Origin of the sequence: Pseudomonas sp. UME65 (assembly GCF_014170225.1) — a bacterium.
Classification (GTDB): Bacteria; Pseudomonadota; Gammaproteobacteria; order Pseudomonadales; family Pseudomonadaceae; genus Aquipseudomonas; species Aquipseudomonas protegens.
The window spans coordinates 35,959-57,764 of the sequence record NZ_LZZQ01000001.1 but is presented as its reverse complement, the minus strand read 5'-3'; the positions used below and the strand labels follow the sequence as shown (position 1 = coordinate 57,764).

The 21,806-nt window shown below is 62.7% G+C and carries 19 protein-coding genes; 9 read left to right on the top strand and 10 right to left on the bottom strand.

The window, feature by feature from the left end:
- The 9 genes from A9971_RS00265 to A9971_RS00225 all read right to left on the bottom strand — a co-directional run.
- A partial coding sequence (locus A9971_RS00265) for a DUF444 family protein (protein WP_146043146.1) occupies positions 1 to 296 on the bottom strand: 296 nt, incomplete at its 3' end.
- Positions 297 to 414: 118 nt separating this feature from the next.
- A complete protein-coding gene (locus A9971_RS00260) occupies positions 415 to 2,337 on the bottom strand; it encodes a PrkA family serine protein kinase (RefSeq protein WP_011063831.1) in 1,923 nt (640 codons plus the stop codon).
- Between the two features lie 299 nt (positions 2,338 to 2,636).
- Positions 2,637 to 2,966, bottom strand: coding sequence for a thiosulfate sulfurtransferase GlpE (gene glpE, locus A9971_RS00255; protein WP_011063830.1), 330 nt, complete (start codon positions 2,964 to 2,966; stop codon positions 2,637 to 2,639).
- Between the two features lie 33 nt (positions 2,967 to 2,999).
- A complete protein-coding gene (locus A9971_RS00250; protein ID WP_015637253.1) occupies positions 3,000 to 3,869 on the bottom strand; it encodes a symmetrical bis(5'-nucleosyl)-tetraphosphatase in 870 nt (289 codons plus the stop codon).
- On the bottom strand, positions 3,869 to 4,249 hold the full coding sequence (gene apaG / locus A9971_RS00245; RefSeq protein ID WP_025131262.1) for a Co2+/Mg2+ efflux protein ApaG: 381 nt from the start codon (positions 4,247 to 4,249) through the stop codon (positions 3,869 to 3,871). Before apaG ends, A9971_RS00250 begins: the two co-directional genes overlap by 1 nt.
- A 124-nt stretch (positions 4,250 to 4,373) precedes the next feature.
- Positions 4,374 to 5,186 carry a 16S rRNA (adenine(1518)-N(6)/adenine(1519)-N(6))-dimethyltransferase RsmA gene (rsmA, locus tag A9971_RS00240; RefSeq protein ID WP_019094977.1) on the bottom strand — a complete coding sequence of 271 codons (813 nt, stop codon included), beginning with the start codon at positions 5,184 to 5,186 and terminating at the stop codon, positions 4,374 to 4,376.
- Positions 5,183 to 6,172: a 4-hydroxythreonine-4-phosphate dehydrogenase PdxA gene (gene pdxA, locus A9971_RS00235; protein WP_015637252.1), complete on the bottom strand. Its 990-nt coding sequence runs from the start codon at positions 6,170 to 6,172 to the stop codon at positions 5,183 to 5,185. Before pdxA ends, rsmA begins: the two co-directional genes overlap by 4 nt.
- Positions 6,169 to 7,485, bottom strand: a complete 1,317-nt coding sequence (surA, locus tag A9971_RS00230; RefSeq protein WP_036997049.1) for a peptidylprolyl isomerase SurA — start codon at positions 7,483 to 7,485, stop codon at positions 6,169 to 6,171. The genes pdxA and surA overlap by 4 nt, the downstream gene beginning before the upstream one ends.
- The gene (locus tag A9971_RS00225) at positions 7,466 to 10,303 is read right to left on the bottom strand and encodes an LPS-assembly protein LptD (RefSeq protein ID WP_077934874.1); all 2,838 of its coding nucleotides are present in this window, start codon (positions 10,301 to 10,303) and stop codon (positions 7,466 to 7,468) included. The genes surA and A9971_RS00225 overlap by 20 nt, the downstream gene beginning before the upstream one ends.
- A 130-nt stretch (positions 10,304 to 10,433) precedes the next feature.
- Between A9971_RS00225 and A9971_RS00220 the strand changes: the two genes are divergently transcribed.
- From A9971_RS00220 to A9971_RS00210, 3 genes are read left to right on the top strand one after another with little or no spacing between them, the layout of a single operon-like run.
- Complete coding sequence (locus A9971_RS00220) at positions 10,434 to 11,459, top strand: aminoglycoside phosphotransferase family protein (RefSeq protein ID WP_183001546.1); 1,026 nt, start codon at positions 10,434 to 10,436, stop codon at positions 11,457 to 11,459.
- On the top strand, positions 11,456 to 12,130 hold the full coding sequence (gene murU, locus A9971_RS00215; RefSeq protein WP_015637249.1) for an N-acetylmuramate alpha-1-phosphate uridylyltransferase MurU: 675 nt from the start codon (positions 11,456 to 11,458) through the stop codon (positions 12,128 to 12,130). The genes A9971_RS00220 and murU overlap by 4 nt, the downstream gene beginning before the upstream one ends.
- Before the next feature lies 1 nt (position 12,131).
- Entirely contained in the window at positions 12,132 to 12,899 is a 768-nt protein-coding gene (locus tag A9971_RS00210; RefSeq protein ID WP_011063821.1) for a TerB family tellurite resistance protein, read from the top strand.
- A 45-nt stretch (positions 12,900 to 12,944) separates the two neighbouring features.
- Here the strand turns inward: A9971_RS00210 and A9971_RS00205 are convergent, their stop codons facing one another.
- Positions 12,945 to 13,934, bottom strand: coding sequence for an alpha/beta hydrolase family protein (locus A9971_RS00205; protein WP_015637248.1), 990 nt, complete (start codon positions 13,932 to 13,934; stop codon positions 12,945 to 12,947).
- A 74-nt stretch (positions 13,935 to 14,008) separates the two neighbouring features.
- Between A9971_RS00205 and A9971_RS00200 the strand changes: the two genes are divergently transcribed.
- The 6 genes from A9971_RS00200 to A9971_RS00175 all read left to right on the top strand — a co-directional run bounded on the left by A9971_RS00200 (position 14,009) and on the right by A9971_RS00175 (position 21,759).
- Entirely contained in the window at positions 14,009 to 16,408 is a 2,400-nt protein-coding gene (locus A9971_RS00200; RefSeq protein ID WP_053154199.1) for a PAS domain S-box protein, read from the top strand.
- A 13-nt stretch (positions 16,409 to 16,421) separates the two neighbouring features.
- Complete coding sequence (locus tag A9971_RS00195) at positions 16,422 to 17,051, top strand: response regulator (protein ID WP_011063818.1); 630 nt, start codon at positions 16,422 to 16,424, stop codon at positions 17,049 to 17,051.
- Between the two features lie 262 nt (positions 17,052 to 17,313).
- Positions 17,314 to 18,438 carry an ABC transporter ATP-binding protein gene (locus A9971_RS00190; protein ID WP_015637246.1) on the top strand — a complete coding sequence of 375 codons (1,125 nt, stop codon included), beginning with the start codon at positions 17,314 to 17,316 and terminating at the stop codon, positions 18,436 to 18,438.
- 43 nt (positions 18,439 to 18,481) lie between these two features.
- The gene (locus A9971_RS00185) at positions 18,482 to 19,525 is read left to right on the top strand and encodes an ABC transporter substrate-binding protein (RefSeq protein WP_011063816.1); all 1,044 of its coding nucleotides are present in this window, start codon (positions 18,482 to 18,484) and stop codon (positions 19,523 to 19,525) included.
- A gap of 148 nt (positions 19,526 to 19,673) precedes the next feature.
- Positions 19,674 to 20,921 carry an ABC transporter permease gene (locus A9971_RS00180; protein WP_011063815.1) on the top strand — a complete coding sequence of 416 codons (1,248 nt, stop codon included), beginning with the start codon at positions 19,674 to 19,676 and terminating at the stop codon, positions 20,919 to 20,921.
- Positions 20,922 to 20,934: 13 nt separating this feature from the next.
- The gene (locus A9971_RS00175) at positions 20,935 to 21,759 is read left to right on the top strand and encodes an ABC transporter permease (protein WP_011063814.1); all 825 of its coding nucleotides are present in this window, start codon (positions 20,935 to 20,937) and stop codon (positions 21,757 to 21,759) included.
- Positions 21,760 to 21,806 lie beyond the last annotated feature (47 nt).

The following is a 21,806-nucleotide window of genomic DNA, read 5'->3' as shown; positions in this document are numbered from 1 at the left end:
CCACCGCCCCCACCGCCGCCTTGAGGCCTGGCAATGTGCTCGCCGGCAGTGAATTCCTTGTTGCCAGGGTGAACCACGGTCTGCTTGCCGCCACGGCCGTGGTGCAGCACCGGCTCGTCGATATCCCGCCCGGGAATGCTGATTTGCTCGCCATGCTCCATATCGGTGATGGAGCGCCGGCTAACCGCCTCTTCGACGGCCTTTTTAATGTGGTCACGGTAGCGCCGCAGAAACCGCTGGCGGTTTACCGTGCTCTTGTTCTTGCCATTGAGACGTCGGTCGATCACATAGCTCATGGGCCCCTCCGGGGAGCTTCAAGGCATAAGCTTCAAGCGGTAGGCAGCGTTGCAGCAGAGCCCGCAAGGGCTCTACGGCAAGGTGCCCGCAGCTTGGGGCTAGAAGCTTGCAGCTGCTTTACTGCGACTTTCTGACCCGCAGATACCATTCGGATAGCAGCCGTACCTGTTTGTCGGTGTAGCCGCGCTCGACCATTCGTGTGACGAAGTCGTTGTGCTTCTGCTGATCCTCCTTGCTCGCCTTGGCGTTGAAGCTGATGACCGGCAACAGGTCCTCGGTGTTGGAGAACATTTTCTTCTCGATGACCACCCGCAGCTTCTCGTAGCTGAGCCAGGTGGGGTTCTTGCCGTTGTTGTTGGCCCGGGCGCGCAGGACGAAATTGACGATTTCGTTGCGGAAATCTTTCGGGTTGCTGATCCCGGCCGGTTTTTCGATCTTTTCCAGTTCCTCGTTGAGGGCCACGCGATTGAGGATTTCGCCGGTCTCCGGATCGCGGTATTCCTGATCCTGGATCCAGAAGTCCGCATAGAGCACGTAGCGGTCGAAGATGTTCTGGCCGTACTCGCTGTAGGACTCGAGGTAGGCGGTCTGGATCTCCTTGCCGATGAATTCGATGTAGCGCGGTGCCAGGTATTCCTTGAGGAAGCGCAGGTAGCGCTCGCGGGTTTCTGCCTGGAACTGCTCTTGCTCGATCTGTTGTTCCAGCACGTACAGCAGGTGCACCGGGTTCGCCGCCACTTCGTGAGGGTCGAAGTTGAAGACCTTCGACAGGATCTTGAAGGCAAAGCGAGTCGACAACCCGTTCATCCCCTCGTCGACGCCGGCGCTGTCACGGTACTCCTGGATCGACTTGGCCTTGGGATCGGTGTCCTTGAGGTTTTCGCCGTCATACACCCGCATCTTCGAGTAGATGTTGGAGTTCTCCGGCTCCTTGAGGCGCGAAAGCACGGTGAACTGCGCCAGCATCTTCAGGGTGTCGGGGGCGCAGTGGGCCTTGGCCAGGGAGCTGTTGAACAGCAGCTTGTCGTAGATCTTCACCTCATCGGTGACCCGCAGGCAGTACGGCACCTTGACGATATAGATCCGGTCGATGAAGGCTTCGTTGTTCTTGTTGTTGCGGAAGGTGTGCCATTCCGACTCGTTGGAGTGGGCCAGCAGAATGCCGGTAAACGGAATCGCCCCCAGGCCCTCGGTGCTGTTGTAGTTGCCTTCCTGCGTCGCGGTCAGCAATGGGTGCAGCACCTTGATCGGTGCCTTGAACATTTCGACGAATTCCATCAGGCCCTGGTTGGCCCGGCACAGCGCCCCGGAGTAGCTGTAGGCGTCGGCGTCGTTCTGGGGGAATTCTTCCAGCTTGCGGATATCCACCTTGCCCACGAGGGCCGAGATGTCCTGGTTGTTCTCATCCCCGGGCTCGGTCTTGGCCACGGCAATCTGGTTGAGGATCGACGGATAGAGTTTCACCACCCGGAACTGGCTGATGTCGCCGCCGAACTCCGACAGGCGCTTGGTGGCCCAGGGCGACATGATGGTGTTGAGGTAACGCCGGGGAATGCCGAAGTCTTCTTCGAGAATCGCGCCATCTTCCGTGGCGTTGAACAGGCCCAGCGGTGATTCGAAGACCGGAGAACCCTTGATGGCGTAGAAGGGCACTTTCTCGATCAGTTGCTTGAGTTTCTCGGCGAGGGAGGATTTACCACCGCCCACCGGCCCCAGCAGATAGAGGATCTGTTTCTTTTCTTCCAGGCCCTGAGCGGCATGACGGAAGTAGGAGACGATCTGATCGATGCATTCTTCCATGCCATGGAAGTCTTCGAACGCCGGATAGCGGCGAATCACTTTGTTGGAGAAGATTCGCGACAGCCTCGAATTGGTCGAGGTATCCAGCAATTCGGGCTCGCCGATGGCCAGCAGCAGGCGCTCGGCGGCCGAGGCGTAGGCGCTTCGATCCTTCTTGCACAGCTCCAGGTATTCCTGCAGCGAAAACTCTTCCTGGCGTGTGGATTCGAAGCGTTGTTGGAAGTGGCTAAAAATACTCATGACGTCACCTCGCTCGATACGTGGAGCCGGCGTCGGATCAGTCAGTCAAGTGCTGGCATGCAGCTGAGTTTCCAGCTGCTGTTTACCCCCCAGAACACTTTCAAAGCTATCGACCTTGAAAGCTAGTACCGATGACCCGCTCGCCGGTGTACCGGCTCTCCCCTGATTTGGATGGCCTGAGGCTAAGGATAGTTCGGAATCCGGGAGGTCAAGGCGAGATGGGGAATTAGTTGCCCGCTACCGTTCGTCTGGTACTGCGTCAGCCCGCGTCGTACGCGGGCTAGAGCGTCGGAAAAAAATTATTCAGGGTTGCCCTGAGCGGTTTCCGCTGGATAAGTGCTGCGCCACAGTTCGAAGCCGCCATCCAGGCTGTAGACGTCGGAAAAGCCCTGGCTGACCAGGTAGGCCGCCGCGCTCTGGCTCGAGTTTCCGTGGTAGCAAACCACCACTAGCGGAGCGTCGAGGTCAGCAGCACGGATGAAGTCGGAAATGGAGTGATTGTCCAGGTGTTGCGAGCCACTGATGTGGTTCAGTGCGTAGGTTTGCGGATCGCGGATATCCACCACCACGGCACCTTGCTCGCGCAGTGCCTGGGCCTGTTCTGGGGGGATGCGTTTGAATTCGCTCATGGCGGGCTCCTGGAGCTTGATAATCAGCGCCGGCTAGCGCTTTGCCGGTGCCGGCAGGGGTTCGGGGGAAAGAGCGGCGGTGCGGCCCTGGGCATCGCAGTCGCAGGTCAGGCGTACGCCGCTATCGACATTCAGCAGGGTCATGGCCCCGCCCCAGACGCAGCCGCTATCCAGGGCGAAGATGCCGGGCTCGTTGCAATGGCCTTCCAGGGCTGCCCAGTGGCCGAAGATGATCTTCAGGTCCCGGGTCTTGCGCTCCTTGTGGCTGAACCAGGGGGCGTAGCCCGGTGGCGCGGTGTCCAGGCCTTCCTTGCTCTTGAGGTCCAGCTTGCCGTCGCTGGTACAGAAGCGCATGCGGGTGAAGTAGTTGGTGATGACCCGCAGGCGAGTCACGCCTTTGAGATCACTGTCCCATTTCGCTGGATCATTGCCATACATGCCGTCCAGGAAGGGGTCGAAGAGGTTGTCGTCGCGCAACGCTTCTTCGACCTCGGCGGCACATTTCTGGGCTTTCTTCAGCGACCACTGGGGGGCTATGCCGGCGTGCACCATGGCGATGTTGCGGGCTTCGTCGTAATGCATCAGCTTCTGCTGGCGCAGCCACTGCAAGAGCTCCTCGCAATCGGGAGCCTCCAGGATCTCGCGCAGAGTGTCGGATTTCTTCAGGCGCTCGACGTTGCGCCAGACGGCCAGCAGGTGCAGGTCGTGATTGCCCAGCACGCAGACCAGCGAGTCGCGGATCGAATACAGGTAGCGCAGGGTTTCCAGCGACTGCGGGCCACGGTTGACCAGGTCGCCCACCAGCCACAGGCGATCCCGGGCGGGATCGAAGGCTACTTGTTCAAGCAGGCATTGCAGAGGTTCCAGGCAGCCTTGCAGGTCGCCGACGGCGTAGGTCGCCATCAGTGCAAGGCTCCGGGCACGGCCAGGCGGAAGGGCGCAATGATGGCGTCGAACTGTTTGCCATCCTCGGCGAGCATCTGATAGCTGCCCTGCATGTTGCCAACCCGGGTGGTCATTACCGTGCCGCTGCTATAGGTGTGGCTTTTGCCTGCGGCGATCAGCGGTTGCTGGCCCACCACGCCGGCACCACGGACCTCTTCGACATGCCCGTCGCCATCGGTGATCACCCAGTGCCGGGACAGCAGCTTGGCTGGAAGCGAGCCATTGTTCTGCACGGTGATGGTGTAGGCGAAAGCGAAGCGGTTCTGCTCGGGTTGCGATTGGTCTGCCAGAAAGCGAGTGACGACGCTGACGTCGACCTGGTAACGAGGATCGGACATGCAAGAGGCCTTTAAAGCAAAGCGGGACGCGGGACAGGACTGATGGAGGTCAGTCTAGGTCAAGTATCGGGTAGTAGACCAGACATCCTGCCTGGCGTCCTACCCGATATCAGCCGAGGGCGTTTCAGTCGGTGGCGGGCTTGGGCTGGCCTGCCAGCTGATCGGCCAGGCGCACGAAGGCGGCCAGGTCCAGTTGTTCGGGACGCAGGCTGCCGTCGACGCCGGCGGCCTCGATCTCGGCGCTGCTGAGCAGTGCCTTGAGGGTGTTGCGCAGGGTCTTGCGGCGCTGGTTGAAGGCTTCGCGCACGATGCGCTCCAGCAGGCGATGATCCTTGGCCGGGTGTGGCAGTACCGCGTGGGGCACCAGGCGCACGATCGCCGAGTCGACTTTTGGCGGCGGATTGAAGGCGCCCGGGCCGACGTTGAACAGGTGCTCCACACGGCAGTGATACTGGACCATGATCGAAAGACGGCCCCAATCACCACCGCCAGGGCCGGCAGCCAGGCGTTCGACCACTTCCTTTTGCAGCATGAAGTGCATGTCGCGGATCAGTCCGGCGTTCTGCAGCAGGTGGAAGATCAGCGGAGTAGAGATGTTGTAGGGCAGGTTGCCGACCACCCGCAGGCTGCCTGGCGCTGCGCCCAGGGTGTTGAAGTCGAACTTCAGGGCGTCGCCCTGGTGCAGGTTGAAGTTGCTCTTGCCGGCGAACTGCTGGTTGAGGATCGGGATCAGGTCCTTGTCCAGTTCCACCACGTCCAGCTGGGCGCCGCTGCCCAGCAGGCCCTCGGTCAGGGCGCCCTGGCCCGGGCCGATTTCCAGCATGCGGTCCTCGGGCTTGGCGTGGATGGACCGCAGGATGCGGTCGATGACGCCAGCGTCATGCAGGAAGTTCTGGCCGAAGCGCTTGCGCGCCCGGTGTTGGTATTGCTCGGTCATATACGGTTCTCGGCCATCTGGTAGGCGGTTTCCAGGGCGACCTGCAGGCTGCCGGTGTCGATCTTGCCGCTGCCGGCCAGGTCCAGGGCGGTGCCGTGGTCGACGGAGGTGCGGATGATCGGCAAGCCGAGCGTCACGTTGACGGCCGCGCCGAAGCCTTTGTATTTCAGCACAGGCAAGCCTTGGTCGTGGTACATCGCCAGCACTGCGTCGCAGTGCTCCAGATATTTGGGGGTAAACAGAGTGTCGGCAGGCAACGGACCGCGCAGGTCCATGCCTTCGGTACGCAGGCGCTCTAGGGTAGGTTCGATGATGTCGATTTCTTCGCGGCCCAGGTGACCGCCTTCACCGGCGTGGGGGTTGAGCCCGCAGACCAGGATGCGTGGCCGGGCGATGCCGAACTTGTGCTGCAGGTCGGCATGCAGGATCCGCGTGACCCGCTCCAGGCGCTCGACAGTGATGGCGTCGGCGATTTCCCGCAAGGGCAGGTGGGTGGTTACCAGCGCCACGCGCAGGCCGTGGGTGGCCAGCATCATCACCACTTGCTCGGTGTGGGTCAGGTCGGCGAGGAATTCGGTATGGCCGGAAAAGGCGATCCCGGAGTCGTTGATCACGCCTTTGTGCACGGGGGCGGTGATCATGCCGGCAAAGTGCCCGTCCAGGCAGCCCTGGCCGGCGCGGGTCAGGGTTTGCAGGACAAAAGCCGCATTGGCCTGGTCCAGCTGGCCGCTGATCACAGGTTTGGCCAGGGGCGTGTCCCAGACATACAGGCTGTTCGCCGGGGCGGGTTCAGTCGGCAGTTGCTCCAGGGTTACCGGCAGCAGATCGACGGCCACGCCCAGCTGCGCGGCCCGCTCTAGGAGCAGGTCGCGGCTGGTAATGGCAATCAGGGGGTGAGGCTGGGGTTGCGAAGCGAGCAGCAGGCACAGGTCAGGACCTATACCCGCCGGTTCGCCGGGTGTCAGAGCGAAACGTCTGGGTTTCACTGTGCGGCCTGTTCAGCGCCGGGCAGCTTGATTTCGACGTAGGCCTCGTCACGGATCTGCCGCAACCAGGTCTGCAGCTCTTCGTCGTACTTGCGGTTACGCAGGACGGTCATGGCTTGCTGTTCGCGGGCCTGGCTGGTGCTGTCGGTGGCGCGACGGCCAAGGACTTCCAGTACGTGCCAGCCGTAAGGGCTCTTGAAGGGCTTGGACAGTTGACCTTGTGGGGTCTTGGCCATCACTTCGCGGAATTCCGGCACCAGGGCGTTCGGGTCGATCCAGTTGAGGTCGCCGCCGTTGAGGGCGGAGCCTGGGTCTTCCGAGTAGCTTTTCGCCAGTTCGGCGAAGTCTTCGCCGGCCTCGATGCGATCGTAGAGTTTCTGCGCCAGGCGCTTGGTCTCTTCTTCGCTGCGAATTTCGCTTGGCTTGATCAGGATGTGACGCACGTGCACTTCGTCACGCACCTGATTGCCACCGCCACGCTTGTCCAGCAGCTTGAGGATGATGAAGCCGCCAGGGGTACGGGCCGGTTGGGTAATGTCGCCCACGGCCATGGCGCTCAGTTCGCGATCGAATGGAGGGGGCAGTTGAGCCGCTTTGCGCCAGCCCATGTCGCCGCCTTCCAGAGCGTTGTCGCTGCCGGAGCGGGCGATTGCCAGCTGGGCGAAGTCTGCACCCTGCTTGAGCTGCTGGTACACCTCCATGGCCTGGCGGGCAGCACTCTGAATGGCTTCGGAGTTGGCGCTTTCCGGGGTCGGGATCAGGATGTTGGCCAGGTGCAGTTCTTCGGAGAGCTGCATCTTGCCCAGGTCCGAGGCCAGGAAGTTCTTCACTTCCTGTTCCGATACCTGGATGCGTTCGGCCACACGGCGCTGGCGCACGCGGCTGATGATCATCTCGCGGCGAACCTGGTCACGGGCGTCCTCATAAGAGAGACCATCGTGGGCCAGGGCGGCACGGAATTGCTCGATGCTCATGCTGTTGCGCTGGGCAATGGTGCCGATCGCCTGGTTCAGTTCTTCATCGGTGATGCGGATGCCGGAGCGTTCGCCAATCTGCAGTTGCAGGTTTTCAACGATCAGGCGTTCCAGAACCTGTTGCTCCAGGACGCTGGTAGGCGGTACACCACCGCCACGCTTGGCGATGGTTTGCTGGACTTCGTGAACCCGTTGGTCCAACTGGCTCTGCATGACTACGTCGTTGTCGACGATGGCCACGACCTTGTCGATGGACTGTACTGCGGCGCTGGCCGCAGTACTCAGGAACAGCGCGCCCAGCATCAGCGGGCGCAGACAATCAGAAAGCTTGGTCTTCACGTTCACGATAACCTTGGATGCCTTTGTCGAGGAAGCTCTCTACTTTGGTGCCCATGACGCCACCGAGACCCTTCAGAACAATTTGGAGGAAGATGCCGCGGTCGCCTTTTTCGTTCTCCGGAGCGTTCTGACTGAACTCGTCATACTTGACCCAGTAACGGCTGATCAGGCGCAGTTTCCAGCAGCAGTTGTCGTATTCGAAACCACCGAAGGCCTCGAGCGTGCGGTTACGGTTGTAGTCGTACTGCCAACGGCTGATGGCGTTCCATTGCGGCACGATCGGCCAGATCACCGAGAAGTCATGCTGCTGGATCTTGTAGTAGTCCTTCACGTAGCCAGGCTGGCCTGGAGTGCCGTAGTCGCCACCCATTTTCCAGGTACCGCTGTTCTGGTCGTAGCGAATCTGGTCGTTGCGATAGCGATAGCCGGCGTTGACCACCTTGTTCGGGTTGTCTTCAGGCTGATAGTGGAACATCGCACTGCCGGAACGCGGGCTGTGGCTGTCCGGGTCCCAGTTGTAGTCGGCAGTTGCACGCCAGTCGCGGTTGTAGCGGTATTCGTACTCAAGGGCGTAGGGCGAGACGTTGGACTTGGCATCGTCGCGAGTGCGGTAGTCGATACCCGGCAACTGGACGGTGCGATCCTTGAAGTACAGGGCCTGGCCGACGCTGATGCGCTGGCGTTGGAAACCGTTGTCTTCGATCCAGCGGCTGGTTACGCCCAGGGACAGCTTGTTCTCGTCACCGACACGGTCGGAGCCGGAGAAGCGGTTGTCGCGGAACAAGGAGGCGTAGTTGAACGTGGGCTCGCCAGTATCGAATACCGGGATGTCTTTCTGATCCTCTTCAGGAACGTAGAGGTAGAACGCGCGTGGTTCCAGGGTTTGACGATAGTTCTTGCCAAACCATTGGGTGTTGCGGTCGAAGTACAGGCCACCGTCGAGGCTGGCGATCGGGACGCCGCGGTTTTGGTTTCGGCTGTAGTCGCCGCCGACATAGCGGGTGCCTGTAGCGGTCGCGTAGTTGCGTGCCGCGACGATGCCTTCTTTGCCAGTACCATCAAGATCAAGGTTGTATTGGGTGTACATGTACTTCAAGGACGGCGTCAGGTAGCCGTAGCTCCAGTTCAGCGGCAGGCTGACGCCCGGCTTGAGGTTCAGACGATCGCCATTCGCGCGGGCTAGCCCAGCGACGTTGGTATCCAGGCGTCGCGTGCCCACTGCACCGGTAACCGGATCGATCGGCCCACCGTCCTTGTCCGTATAATTGCCTGTCAGCAGATCCCGATCGAAGCGCACCAACTCGGTTTCATAAGTGAAATCCAGGCCTTGCGGATGGTACGGCAGCGCGCCGTTGAAGGTGATTTGCGGCAGCTTGTTGTACGGAGTGATGTTAGACACGCTGGCCAGCTCGTACGCCTGTACGTTCAGGCGTGCGGTGTAGCTGTCGCCACGGTAGGTCACGGCACCTTGCTGGTTGACGTAATCGGTGGACTTCACGCCGATCTGGTCGGTCTGCAGATCCTGGAAGTAGTACGGATCGCTGATCTTGGTGTAGTCGACTTCGGTCATCAGACGCGAATCAAGCCCGCCCTTGTGCTGCCAGTTGAGCATATAGCGGGTTTTTTCGTAGTCGGTCTGCTTCTTGCGATCGGTGTCGTCGTCGTTGAGGTAGGCCGCGCCGAACTGACCTTCGCTGCTTTTGGTCAGGTAGCGGAACTCGCCTTCCATCAACAGGCCGCGCTTGGCCATGTAGCGTGGGTACAACGTGGCGTCGTAGTTGGGTGCCAGGTTGAAGTAGTACGGGGTCACCAGCATGAAGCCGGTATCGCTGCCGGTACTGAAGCTAGGCGGCAGGAAGCCGGACTGGCGACGATCGTCGATCGGGAAGTAGATATACGGGGTGTAGAGCACCGGAATATCTTTGACCCGAAGGGTCACGTTGGTCGCGGTACCGAAGCCGGTGGCCGGGTTCAAGGTGATGTTGTTGCCCTTGAGCTGCCAGGCGTTGCTGTTCGGCTCGCACGTGGTGTACGTACCATCCTTGAGGCGGATGATGGCGTTTTCCGCACGCTTGGCGTACAGCGCATTACCGCGGACGCGGGATTTGTGCAGTACGTACTCGGCGTTGTCGACCTTGGCTTCACCGGTATCCAGCTGGATGTCGGCGTGGTCGCCCACCAGCAGCGCGCCATTGTCGCGTACGCGCACGTTGCCGCTTAGTTCGCCGCGGTTCTCGGCCTGATACAGGCTGGCCTCGTCGGCCTCGACCTGCATGCTGCCCTGGCGCATGACCACGTCACCGGCCAGGGTCGCCACTTGTTCTTCCTGCTGATAGCGGGAAGCCTTGGCGCCGATAAAGGTCGGAGCGTCACTTTTATTCGTCTTGTCATTCATGCCAGGACGAATCGGTTCGATATAGGAACCAGAGCAGTAAGGACCGGTCTCGGCCAATTGAGCGGCGGTGAGCTTCTCACGCGGTACCCAGTCGAGGTGGCTGTAGTCCGCACTGCGGGACTTCAGGCCACGGCCCTTGGCCTCGGTCACCAGCTTCGACTTGTCGCCGCTGGCTTCTTCGCCCGTAGCATCGGCTGCCGTGGCAACGCTGGAGCTGACCGAGTTGGCGTCGTGGACCGGGCGCGGCGGCAGTTGGGCGGCGCTGGTTTTCGGCGCACAGGCCCAGCCACCCGAAGCAGAGACTGAGCAGTCATACTGTTCCGCGGCGACCACGAAGGAAGTGGCTAGAGGTTGCAGGGCCAGCAAACTGCCGGTAACCAGCAACGGAAATTTTTTACGAAACGCGGGGGATTTCAATGCCATCTTATTAGTCCGGGCTTCCTGCGTGCCATCTGCCCGCGGTGTGGGCCGCACGCCTCTCGATGGTCTGAAAAAGATGCTGGATAATAAAGCATGACCCGCTTGACGGCTAGCGCCGTCGGAGACCCTTGTAATGCCTGACCAAGATGTACGCTTGCAACACCTGAAAGTTTGGCTCGATGAGCAGTTGGCGATTGTTTATGCAACACAGGGCTGGGGTGAAGTGCCCCCGGCAACATTGACCGCAGCCAGCAGCGACGCGAGTTTCCGTCGTTATTTCCGTTGGCAGGGCGCGGGTCGCAGCTTCGTGGTGATGGACGCTCCGCCCCCCCAGGAAAACTGCAAACCCTTCGTGGATATCGCCCGTTTACTGGCGACTTGCGGCATCAACGTGCCGAAAATTTATGCAGAAGATTTGCCTCGCGGCTTCCTGTTGCTCAATGACCTGGGCAATCAGACCTACCTGGACGTGATCAACGAACATAATGCCGACGCACTGTTCGAGGATGCATTCCAGGCTTTGCTGGCCTTCCAGCAGTTGCCGATGGACACGCCCCTGCCCAGTTACGACGTGGCCCTGCTGCGCCGCGAACTGGAGCTGTTCCCCGAGTGGTACATCGGCCGTGAGCTGGGCATCAGCCTGAGTCCGCAGCAGCGCGAGCAATGGCAGCGTGCCAGCGACCTGCTGATCGACAGCGCCCTGGCGCAACCCAAGGTGCTGGTGCACCGCGACTATATGCCACGCAACCTGATGCACAGCGAACCGAATCCCGGCGTGCTGGACTTCCAGGATGCGGTCTACGGCCCGGTGACCTATGACGTGACCTGTCTGTTCAAGGATGCCTTCCTCAGCTGGCCGGAGTCCCGGGTACAAGGCTGGCTGAGCCAGTACTGGCGCCAGGCGCGGGCGCGGGGCATCCCGGTGCAGGACGACTTTGACGAGTTTCTGCGGGCCAGCGACCTGATGGGTGTGCAGCGTCACCTCAAGGTGATCGGTATCTTCTCGCGGATTTGCCACCGCGATGGCAAACCACGCTACCTGGCCGACGTGCCGCGCTTCTTTGCTTATATAGAGGCGGTCACGTCCCGACGCCCCGAGCTTGCAGAGCTGTCGCAACTGCTGCTCAGCCTGCGCCAGCCGGCGGGAGCCCATGCATGAAGGCGATGATCCTGGCAGCCGGCAAGGGCGAGCGCATGCGCCCCCTGACCCTGACCACTCCCAAACCCTTGCTGCCTGTAGCGGGCATGCCGCTGATCGAGTACCACCTGCGGGCCCTGGCGGCGGCAGGTTTTCGCGACATCGTCATCAACCATGCCTGGCTCGGCCAGCAGATCGAGGATGCCCTCGGCGATGGCCAGCGCTGGGGCCTGAACATTCAGTATTCGGCCGAAGGCCAGCCGCTGGAAACCGGCGGCGGGATTTTCCAGGCATTGCCCTTGTTGGGGGACGCGCCGTTCCTGGTGGTCAATGGCGATATCTGGACTGACTATGATTTTGCCGCCCTGCGCCGGCCCCTGGCCGGGCTGGCTCATCTGGTGATGGTGGACAACCCGCCGCACCACCCCAGTGGTGGCGACTTCTGCCTGGTAAACGGCCAGTTGCACGACCGCCAGCCAGGCGTAGCGGCGCTCACGTTCAGCGGCATATCGGTGCTGCATCCGCGGTTATTCCAGGGTTGTGTTGCCGGTCCGTTCAAGCTGGCGCCGCTATTGCGCGAAGCCATGGCCCAAGGCCAGGTCAGTGGCGAACATATGCAGGGGCACTGGGTCGATGTCGGCACCGTCGAGCGTCTGGCCCAGGTTGAACACTTGCTGCAAGCGAGTCGCTGATATGTGGTGGCCAGGGACTCTGATCGGAGCCGGAGCTGGATTTGCAATCGCCAGTATTCCGGGGGCCATGCTCGGTGCGTTGCTGGGGCAGGCGCTGGACCGGCGTCTGCAACTGCACAGCTGGGCGCAGGTGCGTGAACGCCTGGGCGGGCGCCCGGCGTTGCGCAATGATGAATTGCTGTTCGTGCTGCTGGGGCGGCTGGCCAAGAGTGATGGCCGGGTGATGGACGGGCATATCCAGCAGGCGCGCCAGGAAATGCGCTCGCTGGAGATGAACGATGCGGCCCAGCGCCGGGCGATTGCCGCGTTCAATCGCGGCAAGTCGGGCAATGACCGTCTGCGCGGCTATCTGCGTCGCCTCGCGGCCCAGCCCCATGCCGCCGAAGGCGTGCTGCGGGCCTGCTGGCGCATGGTCTGGGCCGACGGCCGGGTCGGGCCGGCGGAGCGCGAACTGATCCAGCTCTGGGGCAAATGGCTGGGCTGGACCCGGGAGCAGGTGCAGGCGCTGGCGCAGGACTACGGTCCGGCGAGGAAGTCACTGGCCGAAGGCGCCCTGACTTATCAAGAGGCGCTGCGCCTGTTGGGGGTTGCAGCTACCAGCGAGCCGGCGCAGATCAAGCGGGCCTATCGGCGCCTGCTCAGCCGCCATCACCCGGACAAGATCGCCGGCAACGGCGCCAGCGAGGCACAGGTGCGTGAGGCTACGGAAAAGACCCGGGAGCTGCACAGCGCCTATGCCCTGATACGCCAGCGCCGGGAATTCCGCTAAGGGTGCAGGCCGCGATTGCCGCTGCGGCAGTCGCGGCCTGTGGGCTCAGCTATCGGTGTTCTGAGGGTTCAACCAACCGCGTACCCGGCGAAACAGCTGCTCTTGCTGGGCGGTGTTGTTGCCGGGCAGGGCCTTGAGGGGAATCTGGCTGAAGTTCGAGTGCTTCAGGCGCTTGCTCGCTTGCAGTCGCTCCAGGGCGGCTTTTTGCGCCAGAGGCTTGTCGACATAGAAGAAGTCGGCAGTGGCCAGCTTCAACGTAGGCGTGATCTCCACCAGTTGCGGTTTGCCATTGGCCGGGGACTGGGCTGCTACCATCACCAGCTTCTGTACTTGGGCCGGCTGTTTCTCGCTGAGGTAGCGCGCGGCCCAGTAGGCACCCGTACCATGACCCAGGAGCACGATACTGCGGGCGTTCTGCTGTTCGGCAAAGGCCAGGGCAGCATCGACGCGGGTGAAGATGCGCTCGGCATCGGCCTTGATCTGCTCTTCCGTGCTTTCTGCTACTACCCGGTCGGCCACGTCGGCTTCGCCGCCAGCGACCTGCTCGATCGGCTTGGCCTCGGTGCTGGCATCCTTGGCGGTGTTGGCCTTGTCCGTAGGGGCCGGTGCGGCTTCGACCACCCGTGGTTGCGCGGCCTCGCTGAGCATGTCGGGCAGGGTCAGGCTCAGGCTGGCCCACTCGGTGTCCGGCAATTTGTTGCGCAAAGGTGCAATGGCTTGCGGCCAGTCAGCGGTTTCACCCGCTCCCGGGAGGATAATCACCACGCCCTTGGGGTCGCTGGTGTTGGCCGGCTTCCACAGGGCCAGGAAGGTATCGCCGCCGGCTTGCAACTGCTGCTGTTCCAGGGCGGGCAACTGGCGCTCCAGGGCGGCGGCGTCTTCCTGGCTACGCTCAGGCAGGGGTTGGCGTTGCGCCGGTTGTTCCTCGGGAGTCTTGGTTTCTGGAGCCGGGTCGGCAGCTTGCACAGAAAAGGTCCAGGGCAGGATCAGCGACAGGCACAATGCGGGCAGTGCCGAGCGGTGGACAAGGGGCATCGGATATTCCAGGCCAGAAGTAATTCCGGCAGCCTAATGGGTTGGTCAGTATTTGTCAGGGTGTGAGACTTCAGATGATGCGTTTTCGCTGCCTTCTGCTTATCGGCTGTCTGTGCCTTCCCTTGATAGGTCATGCGGCCCCGGCGCCCCAGGTGCCGACTGCGCCCTTGAGCCTGGAACAGCGCCAGTGGCTGGCGCAGCACCCCGAGTTGCGGGTGGGGCTGGTGTTGCAGGCGCCGTTCGCCCAGTACGACCGGCGCCTGCAGCGGCTGTCCGGGGCTAATGTCGAGTTGATGCAAGCCCTGGCCAAGGCGCTGAACATCGAGCTCAGCTGGCGCAACTTCCCTGACCAGGCACAGCTGGAGCGGGCCCTGCGCGACGGCGAGGTGGACATGGCCCCGGGCCTGACCCAGACCCCGGCCGGTCTGCGCCTGTGGTTGTTCAGCGACCCCTATATGCGCGTGCCGCAGCTGGTGGTCGGGGAGCGCAAGGGCGCAGGTGCGGTGGAGCTGGAAAAACTCGACAGCCAGGCCCGGGTCGCCGTGCGCATGCCCAGTGCGGTGGCCGATTACCTGCGCCTGACTTACCCCAACCTCAACCTGCAAGGAGTGCCCCTGGAGCGCCAGGCCCTGCAGTTGCTGCTGAGCCAGCAGGCCCGCTACGCGGTGGTGGACGAGGCTCAGCTCAGTCGCCTTTCGGGGGAGGCGGAGTTCGCCGGGCTGGCCGTGGTGGGGGATATCGGCCTGCCGCAATTGCTGCGGGTAGCCACTCGCCGCGATTGGCCGGAACTGGCGAGCATTGTCGAAGCGGCCTTGCATGCGATCCCGGCCAAGGAGCTGGAGCAGCTCCATGGCCGCTGGCTGCAGCCCAAGTACCCGCGGCTTGGCGAGTCCCCCGGAGTCTGGCAGAACCTCAGCCTGCTGTTGGTGATCCTGCTGCTGGCGAGTCTGGCGATCGTCTTCTGGCAGCGCCGCCAGCAGCGCAGCCTGGAGCAGCGCCTGCTGGCGGCGCGGGAGGACATCGCCTTGCGTGCCGCCAGCGAGGAAGCCCTGCGCCTGACCCAGTTCTCCATCGATCAGAGCACCGTGGGCATTCTCTGGGTCAATTGGGACAGCCATGTGCGCTACGCCAACCGGGCAGCCGAAGAGATGCTCGGTTACCCGGCGGGCGGGGTGATCGACCGGCCGCTGATCGATTTCGAGCCCAACCTGCATATGGATCGCTGGCTCAACCTGTGGAAGCGGGCCCGGGCCAGCGAGGAGGGCGTGCAAAGTTTCGAGACCCAGTGTGTGCGTGCCGATGGCAGCATCCTGCCGGCGGACGTGTCCCTGAGCTTCCTGCGCTTTCGCGACAGCGAATACCTGGTGGTCTATCTCAATGACGTGACCGAGCGCCGTCGCGCGCTGGCGGCCCTGCGCGAAAGCGAGGCGCGTCTGCAGGGGATTGCAGCCAACGTGCCGGGCCTGGTGTTCCGCCTGGAGCGGGCGCCGGTCACCGGGCAGATCGACTTCGCCTATATCAGCGAAGGCAGCGAGACCCTGGTGGGCTACTCGCCAGCAGTGCTGGCCCACCGGGACAAGGGCCTGCGCAGCCTGGTGCACCCGGACGACAAGGCCAGCTATCACCAGACCCAGGACCAGGCCCTGGACACCGACAGCGACTGGTCCTGGCAGGGCCGCATCCTCACTCGCCAGGGCCAGCAGCGCTGGGCCGAGATCAAGGCCATCACCCGGCGCCTGGATGACGGCGCGTTTGTCTGGGACGGCATTGTCTGGGACATCAGCGAAAGCAAGCGCATCGAGCTGGAACTGGCCAGCTCCCGTGAACAGTTGCGGGAGCTGTCGGCGCACCTGGAAAGCGTGCGCGAAGAGGAAAAGGCCCGCATTGCCCGGGAAGTCCATGACGAACTGGGGCAGATGCTGACTGTGCTCAAGCTGGAAACGTCCATGTGTGAGCTGGCCTATGCCCAGCTCGACCCGGGCCTGCATGAACGCCTCAACAGCATGAAGCGCCTGATCGCCCAGCTGTTCCAGCTGGTGCGGGATGTGGCTACCGCACTGCGGCCGCCAATCCTCGATGCGGGCATCGCCTCGGCCATCGAATGGCAGGCCCGCCGGTTCGAGGCCCGCACCCAGATCCCCTGCCTGGTGCAGGTGCCGGACAACCTGCCGCGCTTGAGCGACGCCAAGGCCGTCGGCCTGTTCCGTATCCTCCAGGAGGCCCTGACCAATGTCATGCGCCATGCCCAGGCGCATACTGTGGAACTCACCCTCACCCTGGAAGCACACGAGCTGTGCATGAGCATCAGCGATGACGGCCTGGGCTTCGACACCGCTTCTGCACGTCCGACGTCCTTTGGCCTGGTAGGCATGCGCGAGCGGGTGCTGATCATGGGCGGGAGCCTGTCGCTGCACAGTGAGCGGGGCGAAGGCACCACCCTGAGTGTCCGGGTGCCCCTGGACCAAGAACAATAATGAGGAGACACGCGTGATCCGTGTACTGGTAGCCGAAGACCACACCATCGTTCGCGAAGGCATCAAGCAACTGATTGGCCTGGCCAAGGACCTGGTCGTGGTGGGCGAGGCGAGCAACGGCGAGCAGTTGCTGGAGACCCTGCGTCAGGTGCCCTGCGAAGTGGTGCTGCTGGATATCTCCATGCCCGGGGTGAACGGCCTGGAGGCCATTCCGCGGATCCGTGCCCTGAGCAACCCGCCGGCGATCCTGGTGCTGTCGATGCACGACGAGGCGCAGATGGCCGCCCGGGCGCTGAAGATCGGCGCTGCCGGCTACGCCACCAAGGACAGTGATCCGTCGCTGCTGCTGACGGCCATTCGCAAGGTGGCATCCGGCGGCCGCTATATCGACCCGGACCTGGCTGACCGTATGGTCTTCGAGGTCGGCCTGACCGATACCCGGCCCTTGCATTCGCTGCTTTCCGAGCGTGAATTCTCGGTTTTCGAGCGCCTGGCCCAGGGCGCCAATGTCAACGACATTGCCCAGCAACTGGCCCTGAGCAGCAAGACCATCAGTACCCACAAGGCGCGGCTGATGCAGAAGCTCAACATCACCTCCCTGGCCGAACTGGTGAAATACGCCATGGAACACAAGCTGCTCTGACACCCTCTGCGGTGCTCTCCCTCCCCTTGGGGGAGGGCACTTATCCATTTGCGACATTCCGCGCTTTCAGGCTTTCGCCGTTTCTTGCCGCTTGCAGCCTGCCGTTTGCCTCCGCCCTTATCCAATCGCGCCATTCTTGTAGGGCAATCCCTACACGCAACCTTCCAGAGGGCTGAGGCGAATCTCTCCTGGCCCCCGATTTGCGCGCTCTGCATGCTCCTCTAGGCTTGTTCCACAGCCGTCTAAAACAAAAGGTGCGGGTATGAGCGAGGTCGTTTCAAGTGCTGGGGCCAACGATGTTCTGGTCAGCTTTCGTGGTGTGCAGAAGAGCTACGACGGCGAGAACCTGATCGTCAAAGACCTCAACCTGGAAATTCGCAAAGGCGAGTTCCTCACCCTGCTGGGGCCGTCCGGTTCCGGCAAGACCACCAGCCTGATGATGCTGGCCGGTTTCGAAACCCCGACCGCCGGCGAGATCCAGCTGGCCGGGCGCTCGATCAACAATGTGCCGCCGCACAAGCGCGACATCGGCATGGTGTTCCAGAACTACGCGCTGTTCCCCCACATGACCGTGGCCGAGAACCTGGCCTTTCCGCTGTCGGTACGCGGCTTGAGCAAGACCGACATCAGCGAGCGGGTCAAGCGGGTGCTGAGCATGGTCCAGCTCGATGCTTTCGCCCAACGCTACCCGGCCCAGCTGTCCGGCGGCCAGCAGCAGCGGGTGGCCCTGGCCCGGGCCCTGGTGTTCGAGCCACAGCTGGTGCTGATGGACGAACCCCTTGGTGCCCTCGACAAGCAACTGCGCGAACACATGCAGATGGAGATCAAGCACCTGCACCAGCGCCTGGGCGTGACCGTGGTCTATGTGACCCACGACCAGGGCGAAGCCCTGACCATGTCGGACCGGGTGGCGGTGTTCCACCAGGGCGAGATCCAGCAGATCGCGCCGCCGCGCACTCTCTACGAAGAGCCGAAGAACACCTTCGTCGCCAACTTCATCGGCGAGAACAACCGCCTCAACGGCCGCCTGCACAGCCACAACGGCGAGCGTTGCGTGGTGGAGCTGGGGCGTGGCGAGAAGGTCGAGGCGCTGGCGGTGAATGTCGGCCAGGTCGGCGGCCCGGTGACCTTGTCCATCCGCCCGGAGCGGGTGAGCCTCAACGGTTCCAGCGAAAGCTGCGTCAACCGCTTCTCCGGCCGGGTGGCGGAATTCATCTATCTGGGCGACCACGTCCGGGTGCGCCTGGAAGTCTGCGGCAAGAGCGACTTCTTCGTGAAACAGCCGATTGCCGAGCTCGATCCTGCGCTGGCAGTGGGTGACGTGGTGCCGCTTGGCTGGCAAGTCGAGCACGTTCGCGCGCTTGACCCGCTTCTAGAGGCGAATTGATCGCCCCCCTGCAACACCAACCTGCACGTGGAGAACACAATAAATGTTGAGATCCCTGAAATTCACCGCCCTGGCACTGGGCATGATGGGTGCGGCGCACGCCATGGCGGCGGGCCCGGACCTGACCGTGGTGTCCTTTGGCGGGGCGAACAAGGCGGCCCAGGTCAAGGCCTTCTATGCCCCTTGGGAGGCGGCGGGCAAGGGCAAGATCATCGCCGGCGAATACAACGGCGAAATGGCCAAGATCAAGGCCATGGTCGACACCAAGAGTGTGTCCTGGGACCTGGTAGAAGTGGAGTCCCCGGAACTGTCCCGCGGTTGCGACGAGGACATGTTCGAGCAACTGGACCCGGCGCTGTTCGGTAACAGCGAAGACTACGTCAAGGGCGCGATCCAGCCGTGCGGCGTGGGCTTTTTCGTCTGGTCCACGGTACTGGCCTACAACGCCGACAAGCTGAAAACCGCTCCGAGCAGTTGGGCTGATTTCTGGGACGTCAAACAGTTCCCGGGCAAGCGCGGCCTGCGCAAGGGCGCCAAGTACACCCTGGAGTTCGCCCTGATGGCCGACGGCGTCGCGCCCAAGGACGTGTACAAGGTCCTGGCCGGCAAGGATGGCCAGGACCGTGCCTTCAAGAAACTCGATGAGCTCAAGCCCTACATTCAGTGGTGGGAAGCCGGCGCCCAGCCGCCGCAGTACCTGGCTTCCGGCGACGTGGTCATGAGCTCGGCCTACAACGGCCGGATCGCCGCGGTGCAGAAGGAAAGCAACCTGAAAGTGGTGTGGAACGGCGGCATCTACGACTTCGACGCCTGGGCCATTCCAAAAGGCCTGGACAAGGCTCGCGCCGAAGCGGCGAAGAAGTTCATCGCCTACTCGGTGCAACCGCAGCAGCAGAAGACCTATTCGGAGAATATCGCCTACGGCCCGGCCAACACCCAGGCCGTGCCGCTGCTGGCCAAGGACATCCTCAAGGACATGCCGACCACTCCGGAAAACATCGCCAACCAGGTGCAGATCGACGTCAGCTTCTGGGCTGACAACGGTGAGCAACTGGAACAGCGCTTCAACGCCTGGGCAGCCAAGTAACCACCCCCTGCCGTTGTAGGAGCGAGCTTGCTCGCGAAGGCGTCATCAGCATCAACCTTGATGTTGAAGCACAGCCTTCGATGCGCGGCCAAGCCCGCTCCTGCCGCCTGGTGGTTTGTATTCGAAAGATCGATTCGCGGAGTTTGTCATGACCATCACCGTTCCCCTGAACGCGGTCACCGGCCCGACCCTCAAGCAGCGGCTGGCCCGTGCCGAGCGGGTCAACCGCTGGAAGGCCCAGGCGCTGATCGCGCCCCTGGTGCTGTTTCTGCTGCTGGTGTTCCTGGTACCGATCGTGGCGCTGCTGTACAAGAGCGTCGGCAACCCGGAAGTGGTCGGCGGCATGCCGCGTACTGTGGCGGCCGTGAGTGCCTGGGACGGTCGTGGCCTGCCCGCCGAAGGGGCCTACAAGGCCTTGAGCGAAGACCTGGCGGATGCCCGCAAGAATCAGACCCTGGGCGACCTGTCCAAGCGCCTGAACATGGAGTTGGCCGGCTACCGCAGCCTGCTGACCAAGACCGCTCGCGCCCTGCCGTTCAAGGCCGAGCCTGAATCCTATAAAGAAGCCATGGAAAGCCTGGATGAGCGCTGGGGCGACCCGGCCTACTGGCAGGCGATCCGCCGCAACACCAGCAGCCTGACCCCTTACTACCTGCTGGCGGCGGTGGACCATCGCATCGACGACCTGGGCGAACTGGCGCCGGCCACCCCGGACCAGTCCATCTACCTGGACATCTTCGCCCGCACCTTCTGGATGGGCCTGGTGATCACCGCCATCTGCCTGGCCCTGGCCTATCCCCTGGCGTACCTGCTGGCCAACCTGCCGGCGCGCAAGAGCAACCTCCTGATGATCCTGGTGCTGCTGCCGTTCTGGACCTCGATCCTGGTGCGAGTGGCGGCGTGGATCGTGCTGCTGCAATCGGGTGGCCTGATCAACAGCGCGCTGCTGGCCATGGGGGTGATCGACAAGCCCCTGGAACTGGTGTTCAACCGCACCGGGGTCTACATCTCCATGGTGCACATCCTGTTGCCGTTCATGATCCTGCCGATCTACAGCGTGATGAAAGGCATCTCGCCCACCTACATGCGTGCGGCGATCTCCCTGGGCTGCCATCCGTTCGCCAGCTTCTGGCGGGTGTATTTCCCGCAGACCTACGCTGGGGTCGGCGCTGGTTGCCTGCTGGTGTTCATCCTGGCGATTGGTTACTACATCACCCCGGCATTGCTGGGCAGCCCGAACGACCAGATGGTCAGCTACTTCGTCGCCTTCTATACCAACACCAGCATCAACTGGGGCATGGCCACGGCCCTGGGCGGCCTGCTGTTGCTGGCGACCATCGTGCTCTATCTGATTTACAGCTGGCTGGTGGGCGCAAGCCGCCTGCGCCTGAGCTAAGGAGAGAATCGAAATGCTGAGCCCCTACATGTCGCCCGTCGAACGGGTCTGGTTCTACAGCTTGCGGATTCTCTGCGGCTTGATCCTGTTGTTCCTGGTGTTGCCGGTGCTGGTGATCATCCCGCTGTCGTTCAACTCCGGCAGTTTCCTGGTGTACCCGCTGCAGGGCTTTTCGCTGCACTGGTACCAGGACTTCTTCGCCTCTGCCGAGTGGATGCGCGCGCTGAAGAACAGCGTCATCGTGGCGCCGGCCGCAACCTTGCTGGCCATGGTCTTCGGCACCCTGGCGGCCATCGGCCTGACCCGCGGTGATTTCCCCGGCAAGGCGCTGGTGATGGCCCTGGTGATTTCGCCGATGGTGGTACCGGTAGTGATCATCGGTGTGGCCAGCTACCTGTTCTTCGCCCCGCTGGGCATGGGCAACAGTTTTTTCTCGCTGATCATCGTGCACGCGGTGCTTGGGGTGCCCTTCGTGATCATCACCGTGTCGGCAACCCTGCAGGGCTTCAACCACAACCTGGTGCGGGCCGCGGCCAGCCTGGGCGCCTCGCCGCTGACCACGTTCCGCCGGGTGACCTTGCCGTTGATCGCCCCCGGGGTCATCAGTGGCGCGCTGTTCGCCTTCGCCACCTCGTTCGATGAAGTGGTGGTGACCCTGTTCCTCGCCGGCCCGGAGCAGGCCACCCTGCCGCGGCAGATGTTCAGCGGCATCCGCGAGAACCTCAGCCCGACCATCGCCGCTGCGGCCACGTTGCTGATCGCCTTCTCGGTGATCCTGCTGCTGACCCTGGAATGGCTGCGCGGGCGCAGCGAGAAACTGCGCACGGCTCAGGCCTGAGCCCCTCGGGCGGCCTTGTACTAAGGTCTGGGCCGCCCCATCCCCTC